13 protein-coding genes are annotated in these 14,472 nt (G+C 68.9%); 6 read left to right on the top strand and 7 right to left on the bottom strand.

The features are described 5' to 3' along the window. The first annotated feature begins 175 nt into the window (after positions 1 to 175). Together DSD19_RS14825 and DSD19_RS14820 are read left to right on the top strand one after the other, a co-directional pair. A complete protein-coding gene (locus DSD19_RS14825) occupies positions 176 to 1,984 on the top strand; it encodes an ABC transporter ATP-binding protein (RefSeq protein ID WP_207802474.1) in 1,809 nt (602 codons plus the stop codon). Then, positions 1,981 to 3,786 carry an ABC transporter ATP-binding protein gene (locus DSD19_RS14820; RefSeq protein WP_113670143.1) on the top strand — a complete coding sequence of 602 codons (1,806 nt, stop codon included), beginning with the start codon at positions 1,981 to 1,983 and terminating at the stop codon, positions 3,784 to 3,786. The genes DSD19_RS14825 and DSD19_RS14820 overlap by 4 nt, the downstream gene beginning before the upstream one ends. Before the next feature lie 213 nt (positions 3,787 to 3,999). Here DSD19_RS14820 and DSD19_RS14815 read toward each other — a convergent pair whose 3' ends face one another. Next, positions 4,000 to 4,614, bottom strand: coding sequence for a cupin domain-containing protein (locus tag DSD19_RS14815; RefSeq protein WP_075784342.1), 615 nt, complete (start codon positions 4,612 to 4,614; stop codon positions 4,000 to 4,002). Between the two features lie 235 nt (positions 4,615 to 4,849). Between DSD19_RS14815 and DSD19_RS14810 the strand changes: the two genes are divergently transcribed. From DSD19_RS14810 to DSD19_RS14795, 4 genes are all read left to right on the top strand, one after another. Next, positions 4,850 to 5,590, top strand: coding sequence for an ABC transporter substrate-binding protein (locus DSD19_RS14810; RefSeq protein WP_113670142.1), 741 nt, complete (start codon positions 4,850 to 4,852; stop codon positions 5,588 to 5,590). Positions 5,591 to 5,702: 112 nt separating this feature from the next. Then, positions 5,703 to 6,359, top strand: a complete 657-nt coding sequence (locus tag DSD19_RS14805) for an amino acid ABC transporter permease (protein ID WP_075784340.1) — start codon at positions 5,703 to 5,705, stop codon at positions 6,357 to 6,359. Further along, positions 6,356 to 7,087, top strand: coding sequence for an amino acid ABC transporter ATP-binding protein (locus DSD19_RS14800; protein ID WP_113670141.1), 732 nt, complete (start codon positions 6,356 to 6,358; stop codon positions 7,085 to 7,087). Before DSD19_RS14805 ends, DSD19_RS14800 begins: the two co-directional genes overlap by 4 nt. A 4-nt stretch (positions 7,088 to 7,091) precedes the next feature. After that, on the top strand, positions 7,092 to 8,357 hold the full coding sequence (locus DSD19_RS14795) for an FAD-binding oxidoreductase (RefSeq protein ID WP_075784338.1): 1,266 nt from the start codon (positions 7,092 to 7,094) through the stop codon (positions 8,355 to 8,357). Positions 8,358 to 8,956: 599 nt separating this feature from the next. On the opposite strand, the gene paaZ is transcribed toward DSD19_RS14795, so the two are convergent. From paaZ to paaB, 6 genes are read right to left on the bottom strand one after another with little or no spacing between them, the layout of a single operon-like run. Then, positions 8,957 to 11,023, bottom strand: coding sequence for a phenylacetic acid degradation bifunctional protein PaaZ (gene paaZ, locus DSD19_RS14790; RefSeq protein ID WP_113670140.1), 2,067 nt, complete (start codon positions 11,021 to 11,023; stop codon positions 8,957 to 8,959). Between the two features lie 14 nt (positions 11,024 to 11,037). Continuing rightward, positions 11,038 to 11,790 (bottom strand): Phenylacetic acid catabolic protein, encoded by a 753-nt coding sequence (locus DSD19_RS14785; protein ID WP_075784336.1) that lies wholly within the window; start codon positions 11,788 to 11,790, stop codon positions 11,038 to 11,040. 7 nt (positions 11,791 to 11,797) lie between these two features. Next, complete coding sequence (gene paaE / locus DSD19_RS14780) at positions 11,798 to 12,874, bottom strand: 1,2-phenylacetyl-CoA epoxidase subunit PaaE (RefSeq protein ID WP_113670139.1); 1,077 nt, start codon at positions 12,872 to 12,874, stop codon at positions 11,798 to 11,800. Positions 12,875 to 12,885: 11 nt separating this feature from the next. Beyond that, complete coding sequence (gene paaD, locus DSD19_RS14775; protein ID WP_113670138.1) at positions 12,886 to 13,410, bottom strand: 1,2-phenylacetyl-CoA epoxidase subunit PaaD; 525 nt, start codon at positions 13,408 to 13,410, stop codon at positions 12,886 to 12,888. Then, positions 13,397 to 14,179 carry a 1,2-phenylacetyl-CoA epoxidase subunit PaaC gene (gene paaC / locus DSD19_RS14770; protein WP_113670137.1) on the bottom strand — a complete coding sequence of 261 codons (783 nt, stop codon included), beginning with the start codon at positions 14,177 to 14,179 and terminating at the stop codon, positions 13,397 to 13,399. The genes paaD and paaC overlap by 14 nt, the downstream gene beginning before the upstream one ends. Then, positions 14,179 to 14,463, bottom strand: coding sequence for a 1,2-phenylacetyl-CoA epoxidase subunit PaaB (gene paaB, locus DSD19_RS14765; protein WP_075784332.1), 285 nt, complete (start codon positions 14,461 to 14,463; stop codon positions 14,179 to 14,181). The genes paaC and paaB overlap by 1 nt, the downstream gene beginning before the upstream one ends. Positions 14,464 to 14,472 lie beyond the last annotated feature (9 nt).

Raw genomic sequence — 14,472 nt, 5'->3', positions numbered from 1 at the left:
GCCGCAGCCTGTCACGATCCGGCCCATCGTCACGCCAGCACCGGGCTGAGACGGCGCCTGGATCCGCGCCGCGCCCGCCCGCCAGCCGATCCCGCCAGAATTTCTGCCAGACCCCATGCACGGTGCCTCAGGCACGCGGCACGGGAGCCCGCGCCTGCCCGACGGAGAAAGCGCCATGACTGATCCGAAGACCGGACCGAAGACCGCCCGCCCCGGGCCGAAACTGCCCGGCGCCTGGGCGATCATGGCCCCGGTGCGCGGCCAGATCCGCGCAGGAATGGCGCTGGCGGTGCTGTCCGCGCTTTTCGGCCTGGCGACGCTGGGCTTTCTGGCGCTGACCGTGCAGGCGCTGATGGCAGGTCAAGGCGCCCTGGCCTGCGGCTTCATGGCGGCGGCATTCCTTTGCACGCTGGGCGGCTATCTTGGCCGCCTCGGGGCCTTCAACCAGTCCCATTACGCGGCCTTCCGGCTGGAACGGCTGCTGCGCACGGGGCTGGCCCAGCGGCTGGCGCAGGTCTCGCTGGGCTATGTCGAAACCGAGGGCGCGGGCGGGCTGACCAAGGTGATCCATGACGACGTCAAGGCGTTGCATGTCTTCGTCGCCGACAGCACGCCGCTTTACGCCCGCGCCTATGTGACGCCCTTCGTGACCTTCGCGCTGCTGCTCTGGCTTGACTGGCGGCTGGCGCTGGCGGCGCTGGCGGTACTGGCGCTGGGGATGGGGGTGCTGACCTGGGCCCAGCGGCGCCGGGGCGAGATGGCCCGCGCCTATAACGACGCGCGCGAACGGGTCAGCGCGGCGGTGGTGGAATTCGTCCAGGCGATGCCGGTGGTGCGCACCTTCGACGCGGGCCACGGCATCTTCGGCCGCTATCAGCGCGCGCTCGACGCCTATGCGCAGGTGCTGGCCCGCTGGTATCGGGAATCGGGCTTCGCGGCGCGGTTCTCCTGGGTGGTGCTGGCGCCGATGCCGACGCTGGCGGTGGTGCTGTGGCTGGGCGGCGGGCTGGTCTGGGCAGGCGATCTGGACCCGCTGCGCTGGCTGGCGGTGCTGCTTCTGTGCACCGGGATGGCCGAGGCGGTGATGCCGATGATGATGCTGCGCCACATGAACGAGAAGGTGAAGCTGTCCATCGCCCGGATCCACGAGGTGATGGCCGCCCCGGTCCTGCCCGAGCCCGCCCCCGGGGCCGAGGCCCGCCCGCAGGACGCCAGCGTGCGCTTCGAAAACGTGACCTTCCGCTATGGCGCGGGCGAGTCCGACGCCCTGACCGACGTGACCTTCGAGGCCGCGCCCGGCACCGTCACCGCCCTGGTCGGCCCCTCGGGCGCGGGCAAAAGCACCGTCGCCCGGCTGATCCCGCGGTTCTGGGACGCGAATTCGGGCCGGGTTCTGATCGGCGGCGCCGATGTGCGCGAGATGACCGCCGACACGCTGATGGGGCAGGTGGCCTTCGTCTTCCAGGACACGTTCCTGTTTTCCGACAGCATCGCTGCCAATATCCGGCTGGGCTCGCCCGAGGCCTCGATGGAGGACGTGATCGCCGCCGCGACCGCCGCCCAGGCGCACGACTTCATCATGGACCTGCCACAGGGCTACGACACCCCCGCGGGCGAGCGCGGCAGCTTCCTGTCGGGCGGCCAGCGCCAGCGGATCACCATCGCCCGGGCGATCCTGCAGGACCGCCCCATCCTGGTGCTGGACGAGGCCACCGCCTTCGCCGACCCGGAAAACGAGGCCGCGCTGGTCGCCGCGCTGGCCAGGCTGATGCGCGGCAAGACGGTGCTGATGGTGGCCCACCGGCTGCCGACGATCCGCGATGCCGACCGGATCCTGGTCTTCGACCGGGGCCGCCTGACCGAACAGGGCCGCCATGACGATCTGGTGGCCGGGGGCGGCCTCTATGCAAGGCTCTGGAGCAATTACGAACGCGCGCAGCACTGGTCGCTGGGCCAGCGCGCCCCGCAGGAGGTCCCGGCATGAGCGCGCCGTCCACCGCCCCCCGAAAAGGCCCGACCCCCTGGCTTGCCACCTGGCAGCGGCTGATGGAGGGCGTCGGCCCCGAGGCCGCGCCCGGGCTGCGCCGCGCGATCCTGGGCCTTCTGGCCGCCGCGATCCTGCAGGGGCTGGCGCTGGCCGCGATCGTGCCGGTCTTCACCGCGCTCTTTTCCCGCCGCGACCTGACCGACGGGCTGGTCTGGCTTGCCGTCTTCACCGCGCTGACGGTGGCCAGTTCGGTCCTGCGCTGGCGCGCCCAGGGCTTCGACTATGACGGGCAGATGTCGGCCGCGACCAACCGCCTGCGCCTCAGGCTCGGCGCCCAGCTTCGCCGGATGCCCCTGGAAACCCTGCAGGAAAGCCGCACCGGCGAGCTGAACTCGATGGTGCTGAACTCGGTCGACGAGACGCTGCAGACCACGCTGACGATCCTCAACCTGATCTTCATCGCGGTGGTGACCCCCTTTGCCACCGGGATTGCGCTGTTTGCCGTCGACTGGCGCATGGCGCTGGCCTTCCTTACGGTCTTCCCGGCGATCCTGCCGCTTTACCGCTGGCGCCGCCCGGCGATGGGGCGCGGCAAGCGCATCCTTGCCCAGGCCCATCAGGAGGCCAATGCCGACGTCCTGGAATACGCCCAGGGCCTGCCGGTGCTGCGCGCCGCGCGTCAGGCCGGATCGAAGGCCGAGCGGCTGGCCAAGACCTTCGAAAAGCTCGAGGCGATCCAGGCCTACGGCCACCGCAAGGGCGAGAAACCCAACATCCTCGTCGCCTCGGTGGTCGAGTTGGGGCTGGTGCTGGTGCTGGCGCTTGGTGCCGGGCTGGTGGCCTTCGGCGCGCTGGATCTGGCGGCGCTGGCGGGGCTTCTGGTGATCGTGGCGCGGCTGTCGGAACCGCTGTCGACCTTCATCCTCTACACCGCCATGGTCGAACTGATCGAATCCGCCCTGGACCGGATCGCCGCGCTGATGCGGATCGAGCCCTTGCCCCAGGACGACCCCGCCGCAGTGCCCGACCGGTTCGATATCGAGTTCGACGCCGTCACCTTCCGCTATGCGCAGGCCCCGGACCCCGCCCTGAAGGGCATCAGCCTGCGCCTGCCCGCGCGCAGCCTGACCGCTCTGGTGGGACCCTCGGGGTCCGGCAAGACCACACTGACCAAGCTGCTGATGCGCCAGTCCGACCCGCAAGAGGGCGCGATCCGGATCGGCGGCGTCGATCTGCGCCGGATCCCGGCCGACCGGCTGGCCGGTCTGATCTCGGTGGTGTTCCAGGACGTCTATCTCTTCAATGACACGGTCGCGGCCAATATCCGCATGGCCCGCCCCGACGCCACCGAGGCCGAGCTGCGCGCCGCCGCCGAGGCCGCCCATTGCCTCGAGTTCATCGAGCGGCTGCCAAAGGGCTGGGACACGCCGCTCGGCGATATCGGCGGGCGGCTGTCGGGCGGCGAACGGCAGCGGATCTCGATCGCGCGGGCGCTGCTGAAGGATGCGCCGATCGTGATCCTCGACGAGCCCACCGCGGCGCTCGACACCGAAAGCGAGCTGTCGGTGCAGCGCGCCATCGACGCTCTGGTCCGCGACAAGACGGTGCTGGTCATCGCGCACCGGCTGTCGACGGTGGCCGGGGCGGATCGGCTTCTGGTGCTGGAGGAAGGCCGCCTGACGGCGCAGGGTCGCCATGCCGAGCTTCTGGCCTGCCCGGGCCGCTACCGCCGCATGTGGGAGGCGCAGATGCGGGCCAAGGACTGGCATCTGGTTCCCGCAGGCACGTCGGCCCATTGAGGTCCTCCAGAGGATCGGAGCCGACGCGATGAGCCGATGTCGGGGCGGACAGGGCATCGCGCGATCCTGCCGGTGAATGCCCCGAAAAGCGGCGCTCATCGGCCCGTCATCCGGCCGAGGCAGGATGGACGATCGGTCATGTGGCACGCGCGCGGGCGATCTGGCGGGCAGACCATGACATTCGTCTGCCCGCAGACGCCGGAGGCGGCCGCGCTACCAGACGGGCGGCGTTGTGATCCAGAGCACGCGCGTGCGACCGTCGGACAGATTGCGGAACTTGTGCGGCAACACGCTTTCGAAATGGAAGGAATCGCCTTCGTTCAGGTGGAAGGCGTGGCCGTCGATCCAGATCTCCAGACTTCCGACAAGAACGAGTCCGCATTCCTCGCCGACATGACGATAGGCGTCCTCGCCCGACCCGCCGCCCGGCTGAAGGACGATATCCATCACCTGCAGCGCCCCCGAATCGTGCGCGGTCAGGAAGGATTTCACCATGCCGCGATCGCCGAAATCGACGCTGCGACGACGGTCGGCGCGCACGATCATTCGGGCCTCGCGCTCGGACGGGCGGTCGTCCCAGACGAAAAGCGACAGGACCGGAATGTCGAGCACGCCGCAGATTGCCCGCAGGACCCGGATCGATGGCGAAGAGATGCCGCGCTCGATCTGGCTCATAAGGCCGACAGAGATGCCCGCACCGTCCGCGACCTGCTTCAGCGACATGTCCCGCCCCTGACGGGCGCGCCGCACGGCCTGCCCCAGCGACAGGTCCGCTTCGACGGTCCCGGCGGGATCGGTGTCGGGCAAGTTGGGGTCGGATCGAGTCATCGCTTCTTTTTCACGCAGGTGAACCCAAAACTACGCATTCGATGCTGCCTGCCGCAAGCGAAAAGACAGGGGAAGGCCCGGCATTTTCGCCCAGGTGAAGACATGCGGAAATTTCTCTTGCAAAGGGGAAAATGTTCACTAGCGTGAAATTATAACAGATCGGGACGCGACGGATATGCAGGGCACCCTGCCCGGATCTGCTGCGCATCGACGCCCGCCAACAGGAGATCCGTTCATGAAACTGAAAGTTCCGATGCTCGCCGCCGCGGCTGCGATGGTCGCAACCCTCGCGCAGGCAGCCGACAGTCTGAAAGTCGGCGTGACCACGACAGGCATTCCGTTCACCTTCGTCGACACCGCGACGCAACAGCCGACCGGGGCGATGGTCGACCTGGCCCAAGCCATCGCCGAGGAAATGAACGCCAACGCGGCATTCGAGATCACCCAGTTCTCGGCCCTGATCCCGGCCCTGACCACGGGCAAGATCGACGTGATTTCGGCCGGCATGTACGCCACCGACAAGCGCCGGGAGGTCGTCGTTTTCTCGACCCCGGTCTACAGCTATGGCGACGCGCTGTTCGTGGCCGCGGGCGACGGCACGGCCTACGAACTTGACGATCTGAAGGGCGAGGTGATCGGCGCCCAGATCGGCACGACCTTCGCCGACAAGCTGCAGGCGCTGGGGATCTTCAAGGAGGTCAAGCTTTACGACAGCCTCGTCGACATCATGCGCGACGTGAAGCTGGGCCGGATCAAGGCGGGGGTGGGCGACGAACCGATCATCGCCTACCAGGTCTCGCAGAACCCGGGTCTTGGTGTGCATCTGGTCGAGGGCTACACGCCGATGGGCAAGGGCGACGTGGCGCTGGCCGTGTCGAAGGACAATCCCGATCTGCTGAAAGCCGTCGACGCCGCCATTGCCGGGATGCAGGCCAGCGGCAAGCTGGACGAGATCTTCGCGAAATACGGCCTCTGACGGGCGCGCGGCCCGGGCGCCTGCGGTCGCGTCCGGGCCGCCCCCCCCTGAGCCTCCCCTGAGCCCCCCCCTGAGACCGCCCCCCTGAACGGAAAGACGAACGGAAAGATGAATGGCGCCACTTCTTGACCGGGTGCAGGACTACCTGCCGCTTCTGACCCAGGGCCTCTGGCTGACCGTTGCGGTCACGATCCTGGCGCTGGTGCTGGCATCGGCGCTGGGGCTGGTCTGGGCGATTCTGCGGACCTCGGGCCGACGCTATCTCTCGGGACCCGCGCGCTTCGTGGTCGAGTTCCTGCGCGGCATCCCGATTCTCGTGATGCTGTTCTACATCTACTTCGTGCTGCCAGAGCTGGGGATCGATCTGACCGCCTTTCAGGCCGGGGTGATCGGTCTGGCGCTGATCTATTCCTGCTATATCGGGGAAACCTTCCGCGGCGGGATCGAGGCGGTGGACCGGGGCCAGACCGAGGCCGCGAAGTCCATCGGCATGCGCCACGGCAAGATGATGCGCCGCGTGGTGCTGCCGCAGGCGATCCGGATCGCCCTGCCGCCCTATGGCAACAACATGGTGATGCTGCTCAAGGACAGCTCGCAGGTTTCGGTGATCTCGGTGGCCGAACTGACCATGCAGGGCAAGATGCTGGCCTCGTCCACCTTCGACAACATGACCGTCTTCACCCTGGTTGCGGCTCTTTATCTCTGCCTGACGATCCCGCTGAACATGGTGATGCGGCAGGTCGAACGCCGGATGGGAGCGGCCCGATGATCCGTTTTACCGATGTGCACAAGTCCTTCGGCTCGCTCGAGGTGTTGAAGGGGATCGATGCCGAGGTGGCCAAGGGCGAAACCGTCTGCCTGATCGGGCCGTCGGGGTCCGGGAAGTCCACGCTTTTGCGCTGCGTGAACGGGCTTGAGGATTACCAGCAGGGCGAGATTGCCATCGAAGGCGCCCGGGTCGATGCCCACGCGCCGTCGATCCACCAGATCCGGACCCAGGTGGCGATGGTGTTTCAGCGCTTCAACCTGTTTCCGCACCGCACCGCGCTGGAAAACGTGATGGAGGGGCCCCTGCATGTCCTTGGCGAACCGAAGGCCGAGGTCCGCGACCGGGCCGAGGATCACCTGAGACGCGTCGGGCTGGCCGACAAGATGAACGCCTATCCCGCCTCGCTGTCGGGCGGCCAGCAACAGCGCGTGGCCATCGCCCGCGCCCTTGCGATGCGGCCGCGGGCGATCCTGATGGATGAACCCACCTCGGCGCTCGATCCCGAAACGGTCGGCGACGTGCTGTCGGTGATGGCAGACCTTGCCCATGAACACATGACGATGCTGGTCGTGACCCATGAAATCCAGTTCGCCCGCGAGGCCGCCGACCGGGTGCTGTTTCTCGATGGCGGGTGCATCGTCGAACAGGGTCCCGCCGCAGATGTGCTGACCTCTCCGCAGCATCCGCGGACGCAGGATTTCCTGCGGCGCGTCACCCATCCGGTGTGATCCGATGACCGACAAGCCGCAATCGCTCTGGGCCGCGACGGCCCGCCCCGGCCCCGACCTGTCCGCGCTTGCCGAAAGCCGCCGGACCGACGTTCTGGTCATCGGCGGCGGGTTCACCGGGCTTTCGACCGCGCTGCATCTGGCCGAGGCGGGCGTCGCCGTGACCCTGCTGGAGGCCGAAACCCCCGGCCATGGCGGCTCGGGGCGCAATGGCGGGCAGGTCATTCCGGGCCTGAAGGACGATCCCGACGGTCTGGACGCGCTTTTCGGCCCGGCGGCCACCGCCTTCGCGGGCGGCACGGCCGATATCCTCTTCGATCTGGTCGCCCGCCACGGCATCGACTGCGACGCAAGCCGCGACGGCTGGATCCAGGCCAGCCTCAAGGACAGTCACCTGCCTGCGCTGGAACGCCGGATGGCCCAATGGCAGGTGCGCGGCGCCCCGGTCGAGTGGCTGGATGCGCAGGCCATCGCAGAGGCCACCGGAACCCGTCGGTTCCGCGGCGGCTGGCGCGACCTGCGGGCGGGTCGGGTGCACCCGCTGAACTATGTCCAGGGGCTTGCGGCCGCGGCCCGGCGGACCGGCGCCGATCTTTTCGCGCACAGCCGCGTCGTCGAGATCCGCCGCACCGACGCGGGCTGGCAGGCCCGCACGCAATCGGGCGCGACGGTCACGGCCGACCGGGTCGTTCTGGTGACCAATGCCTATACGCCGCCGAACCTCTATCGGCGCATCGAGACGACGCTGGTTGCAGCCAACAGCATCCAGATTGCGACCCCTCCCCTTCCGCCCGATCTGCTCAAGCGTATCCTGCCCGGGCGCTCTGTCCTGTCCGAAAGCCGCCGTGTCGGCACCTATTTCCGCATCGGTCCCGGCAACCGCCTGATGATCGGCGGGCGCGGGCGCTTTTCGCATGGGGGGACCCCGGCGGATTATGGCATTATCGAACGGGAATTGCGGGCCTTCTTCCCCGAGGCCGCCCGTCTCGGGGTCGAGTATCGCTGGTCGGGCCGGGTCGGGATGACCGCCGACCATCGCGTTCGCCTGTTCGAGCCGGACACGGGCATGATCGTGGCGATGGGCTATAACGGGCGCGGCGTGGCCCTTGGCACCGCAATGGGCAAGGCGCTGGCCGATCACCTTGCCAGAGGTACCCCATTGCCGCTTCCCTCGCGCAAGATCGACCCGCTGCCGTTTCACCGGTTTCACCGCAGCTACGGGGCGGCCGCGATCGCCTGGTACCGCCTGCGCGACGCGCTGGAGCGCTGACGGCGACCTTGCGGGGGACTCTCCGTCATCGCCACTCATAGGGCACACGTGCAGGGACGCGACCGGTCTCATCGCCCGCGAAGTCCCGTCGGGCCTGAGGCCGCCTGGGGTCCGGACCATCCGGTCGGATACATTCCGCATCTCGCCTGCGGTGGCCTTGGGCCGGACATCTTGGTGCGACCGTTCGCGGCGACGGCGATGCGGCCCTGTCAGGCGATGCCGCCGCCGACCGAACCGGGACTTTCGGCGCGCTCCCCGGAAGAGATCGCGCGTTACAGGAGGAAGCGGCCCTCGATATCCACCACGCCCCCTTTGGCTCCTGCGTCGGCTTCGGGCGAAGCAGGTGAACCGGCGGCCGCCGCCACCCGTTGCGCAGCCTGTCCGGCACGTTGCGCGTTGACGCCTCGACCGCGGGCATCCGAAGCTTCTGGCTGCGGATGCCCGTCTTCCTATGGCCATGCGCGAATGCCACCTTGGCGCAAGCCGACCGTCCTGCCCCTATGGACGCAGCGGCGGTCGAGAGGCGGGTTCAGGCCGAACGTTCGACCGTGCCAAAGGGCCTCGATGACCCTCTTTGACCTCGAATATCGACCCCTGCCTCATTCCCCCGCCTGCGGCCAGGTGTTCGCGACCAGCGTCAGGACATCGTAAAGCGCGACCGTTTCGTCCTTCTGGTTCGTCACCCGACAATCCCAGCGGACCTCGCCATACTCGGCGGTCTCGCGCGGGTTGATCTCCTTGCAGGTAAGACAGACGCTCAGGCTGTCGCCGAAATAGACCGGCGTCAGGAACCGCAGGTTGTCGACCCCGTAATTGGCCAGGACCGGCCCCGGCGCGGGGTCGACGAAAAGCCCCGCCGCGAAGGAGGCGATCAGATAGCCATGGGCGACGCGATCCTCGAAGAACGGGTTCGCGCGGGCGGCCTCGCTGTCCATATGGGCGTAGAAGGTGTCGCCGGTGAACTCGGCGAAATGCTCGACGTCGGCCTTCGTGACCTCGCGGGACGCGGTCGTGACCCGATCGCCGATCTGCAGTTCGGCCAGCGACTTGCGGAACGGATGCGCCCCGGTTCGCGCGGCGGCGCCCTCGATCCAGCGGCCGGTGACGGCAGACAGAAGCCGTGGCGCGCCCTGCACCGCCGTCCGCTGCATGTAATGCCGGACCGCGCGCATGCCGCCCAGTTCCTCGCCGCCGCCGGCCCGGCCGGGTCCGCCATGGACCAGGGGCGCCAGGGGCGAACCATGCCCGGTCGAGCTTTTGGCCGAGGCCCGGTTGCCGATCATCACCCGGCCGTGGAACGGCGCCATGCCGATCACCATCTCGGCGGCAAGATCCGGGTCGTCGGTGAAGACCGAGGCGACCAGCGATCCCTTGCCGCGCCGCGCAAGCGCCACCGCCTCGGCGGCATCGCCATAGGGCATCACCGTCGCGACCGGCCCGAACGCCTCGACATCGTGAACGGCCTTGGCCGCGAACGGGTCGGCGCAATGCAGCAGCACCGGGTTGAGGAAGGCCCCGGCCCCGGCATCGCCCGAGACGACCGAAACCGCCTCCGCGTCGCCGCAGACGATTCTGGCCTCGGCGGCCAGTTCGGCGATGCGCGCGCGCACCTCGGCGCGCTGATCGAGGCTGGCCAGCGGCCCCATCCGCACCTCGGCATCGCCCGGAAGCCCGACCGGCGTTTTGGCAAAGCGCGCGGCCAGCCCCTCGATCACCGCGTCTTCCAGCCCCGCGGGCACCAGGACGCGGCGGATGGCGGTGCATTTCTGCCCGGCCTTGGCGGTCATCTCGCGCGCCACCTCGCGGAGGAACAGATCGAACTCGGGCGTGCCCGGCACCGCATCGGCACCCAGCACCGAGGCGTTGAGGCTGTCGGCCTCCATCGTGAATCGGGTCGCCTGCGCCACCAGCGCGGGATGGCGCCTCAGCATCTGCCCGGTCGCGGCCGAGCCGGTGAAGGTCACCGCATCCTGGCCGGTCACATGGTCCAGAAGATCCCCGGCCGAGCCCGCGACAAGCTGCAGCGCGCCCGCGGGCAGGATCCCGGTCTCGACGATCCGGCGCACCACCAGTTCGGTCAGGTAGGCGGTCTGGCTGGCGGGTTTCACGAGGCAGGGCACGCCCGCGATCAGCGAGGGCGCGATCTTTTCCAGCATCCCCCAGACCGGGAAGTTGTAGGCGTTGATATGGATCGAGATACCGGTCAGCGGGGTCAGGATGTGCTGGCCCGCAAAGCTGCCGTCGCGCGACAGCGGCTCGACCGGGCCTTCGGTCAGCACCCGGGTATTGGGCAGCTCGCGCCGCGCCTTCGAGGCCAGCGTCAGCAGCGTGCCGATGCCGCCCTCGATGTCGATCCAGCCATCGGCGCGGGTGGCGCCGGTATGCAGGCTTTCGGCGTAGAACTCTTCCTTCAGCTCCATCAGCCGAAGGCCCAGCGCCTTCAGCATCAGCGCCCGTTCGTGGATCGTCATCGCCCGCAGCGCGGCACCGCCCGTCCGCCGCCCCCAGTCCAGCGCCGCGCCGAAATCGAGCCCCTCGGACCCGATCCGCGCCACCGGACGGCCGGTTGCGGCGTCGAGAAGGGTCGCGCCCTCGCCCGCCCCCGCTTGCCAATGGCCCGAGAGATAGCTTTCGAGGCGGCGGGGAATGGTCGCCGATCCGTCCATGGGGTGCTCCTTCGTCAGTTCAGGTTCAGGCGGGACAGCTCCGCCTCGGCCAGCGCCCGCCACTCGGCCAGCAGCGCCTCGTTCGTCCGGTGTCTCAGCCCCATCCGCCGCAAGGTCTCGAACCGGGGCGAGTCCGCCTGCCCGAAGGTGGCGGCGACGCGCGGCATCCAGTAGGCGATGGCGTCTTGCGCCTCGGCCCGGCCGGCGGGACCGGCCACAAGTTTCGCCAGCCCCTCAAGGCCAAGCTCGGCATGGCGGGCCTCGCGCGGGGCGATCTCGCGGATCGCCTCGGCGAAGGGCGTGTACGAGGCGCGGGCCAGTTCGGCCAGCTGCACCCCGGTCGCAAGCCCCATCAGCACGTTCATCGCGACCGCGTCGACCCAGCCTTGCAGCGGATAATGGAAGACCGACAGGCGCATGTCGGCGCCCTGCCGGTGCGCGCCGATCTGGGCCTCGCGGGGACCGCGCGCGGCCCAGTCATGGGCCTGCTCGTAGCGGGTCTTGTCGGTGCCGAAGGCCGACATCAGGTCCAGCACCCGTTCGGCATGATCGGCCTTTTCCAGAACGATCCGGCTGGCCGCGATCCGTTCCCTGATGCCGGGCGCCCGGTTGATCGCATCGGCAAAGCCCGCCGAGCCCGCCAGTTCGCTGTCGACGAAGGACGACATCAGCCGCAACAGCTCGCCCCGATAGCGCGCGGGCACGTTGGTCGGCGCGGTCAGCTTGCCGCCCCGGGCGAGGTAGTCGTCGAGGCTGATCTCGGTCATGGCGTCCTCACTCGTCATAGCTGACCACCAGACGGTCGCTCAGCGGGTAGCACTGGCAGGTCAGCACATAGCCCGCGCGGACCTCGTAATCTTCCAGCGCATGGTTGGTCAGCATCTCGACCTCGCCCTCCAGAACCTTGGCCCGGCAGGTCGAACAGACCCCGGCCTTGCAGGAAAACGGCGCGTCGAGATCGGCGGCGATGGCGGCCTCCAGCAGGCTTTGCCCGGTTTTCGGCATGCGGAAGCTGCGGGTGGTGCCGTCCAGCGTGACGCTGGTCTCGGTCGCATTGGCGCTGTCGGCCTGCACGACCGAGACCGCCCGGCGCCGGGCGCGGCCGGGCTGGGTCGACAGGAACAGCTCGAACCTGATCCGGTCGTCGGTCAGACCGTGGCGGCGCAGCCCGTCGGCCACCGTCAGCATCATCGCCTGCGGGCCGCAGATGAAGGCCAGATCGACCGAGGCCGCGTCGATCCAGCCGGCGAACAGCCGGTCGATCTTCTGCGCGTCGATCCGGCCGGTGAACAGGTCGATCTCCTGGGTTTCCGAGCCCAGCACATGGATCACCGCGAGCCGCCCGAGATGGGTGTTCTTCAGATCCTCCAGCTCTTCGCGGAACATGATCGAGCTGACCTGCCGGTTGGCATAGACCAGCGTGACCCGCGCGCCCGGCTCGCGGCTCAGCACGGTGCGAAGGATCGACAGAACCGGCGTGATGCCCGATCCGGCGGCGAAGGCCAGGTAATGGCGCGCGGCAGTCGGGTCGAGCGGCGCGTGGAACTTGCCCATCGGCGGCATCGCCTCAAGCACGTCGCCGGGTTTCAGCGCCTCGTTCGCCCAGGTCGAGAAGGCGCCGCCCGCGACCCGCTTGATCCCGACCCTGAGGCAGCCGTCGTCGAGCCCCGAACAGATCGAATAGCAGCGGCGCAGCTCTTCCCCGTCGAAGGCCCGGCGGAAGGTCAGGTACTGGCCCTGGGTGAAGGCAAAGGCGGCGCGGTCGGCCTCGGCCGGGTCCAGCGTCAGGACCACGGCATCGCGGGTGTCGCGGCGGATATCGGTAACGGTCAGCGGGTGAAAACGGGCCATGGCCGCCCCTCTCAGATACATTTGAAATAGTCGAAGGGTTCAAGGCAGTCGCGGCAGCGCCAGGCGGCCTTGCAGGGGGTCGAGCCGAACTGGCTCAGCCGTTCGGTCCGGTCCGAGCCGCAGCGCGGGCAGGCGACGGAAAGCCCCTCCGCAAGGCTGCGCGCGCGGGCGGCCCCCGGCGTTGCGGCGCTGCCCGGCACCGGCGGCGCGATGCCGAAGGTCCTGAGCTTTTCGCGCGCCTCGGGGCCCAGCCAGTCCGACGTCCAGGGCGGCGACAGCTGCCGGTCGATCCGCAGCTTGCCGATGCCGCGCTCCCGCAGGGCGCGTTCGATGTCGAGACTGATGATCCCGGTCGCGGGGCAGCCCGAATAGGTCGGCGTGACCGTCACCACCAGCGTGTCGCCCTGCCAGGCAACGTCGCGCACGATGCCCAGATCGGTCAGGCTGATGACCGGGATCTCGGGGTCCGGCAGCTCGGCCAGCCACGCCCAGACCCGGTCGGTCGCGGGCCGGTCCACGGTGTCACCAGCGGGCATCGGGATAGGCCCGTTGCAGGAACTGCATCTCGGCCAGCAGAAGGCCCAGCGCCTCGCCATGCACGCCGCTGCGCCCGCCGCTTCGAAAGCGCGCCGTGTCGGGCAGGGTCAGCGTCGCCTCGGCCAGCACCGCCTCGACCCGCGCCGACCAGCCCGGTTCCAGCGCCGCCGGATCGGGCGCGATCCCGGCCTCCGCGGCGGCGGCATCGGTCGCGTCGCCCCGGAACGGCTCGCCGGTGAAGGGCCAGAGCCGGGTCAGCGCGGCCTGCATCCGGGCATGGCTTTCGGGCGTGCCGTCGCCAAGCCCGATCACCAGCGTTTCGGACCGCTCGAGGTGATAGGCCACCTCTTTCTGCGCCTTGGCGGCAATCTCGGCCACGCGCGGGTCGGTTGACACCGCAAGCCCGGCCAGCATTTCGGCATGCCAGGCATCGAACAGGAACTGGCGCATCACGGTGACGGCGAAGTCGCGGTTCGGCTGTTCGGCCAGCAGCAGGTTGCGAAACCCGCCCGCGTCGCGGCGGAAGGCCAGCGCATCGGCGTCGCGCCCCGCGCCCTCGATCTCGGCGGCAAGCCCCAGCCACAAACTCGCCTGCCCGATCAGGTCGAGCGCGACATTGGCCAGCGCGATGTCCTCTTCCAGCGTCGGCGCATGGCCGCACCATTCCGACACCCGGTGACCGAGGATCAGCGCACTGTCCCCGACCCGCAGCAACGTTTCGAACAGAACCGCATCGGCCGGTATCGTCGTCTCTGGCAACGCGGGCATCACATATGCCCCACATCGTCGGGGATATCGAAGAAGGTCGGGTGCCGGTAGACCTTGGCGTTCGAGGGCTCGAACAGCGGCCCCTTGTCCGAGGGCGCCGAGGCGGCGATGTCGTTCGAGCGCACCACCCAGATCGACACGCCCTCGTTGCGCCGGGTATAGACGTCGCGGGCGTTCTGGATCGCCATTTCGGCGCTCGGCGCATGCAGGCTGCCGACATGGCGGTGGTTCAGCCCGTGCTGACCGCGGATGAAGACCTCCCAGAGGGGCCATTCGCTGGACATGTTCTCCTC

The organism is Rhodovulum sp. BSW8 (genome assembly GCF_003314725.1).
GTDB lineage: Bacteria > Pseudomonadota > Alphaproteobacteria > Rhodobacterales > Rhodobacteraceae > Rhodovulum > Rhodovulum visakhapatnamense.
Note: the sequence above shows the minus strand (reverse complement) of the source record. Positions and strands in the feature narration are given on the sequence as shown.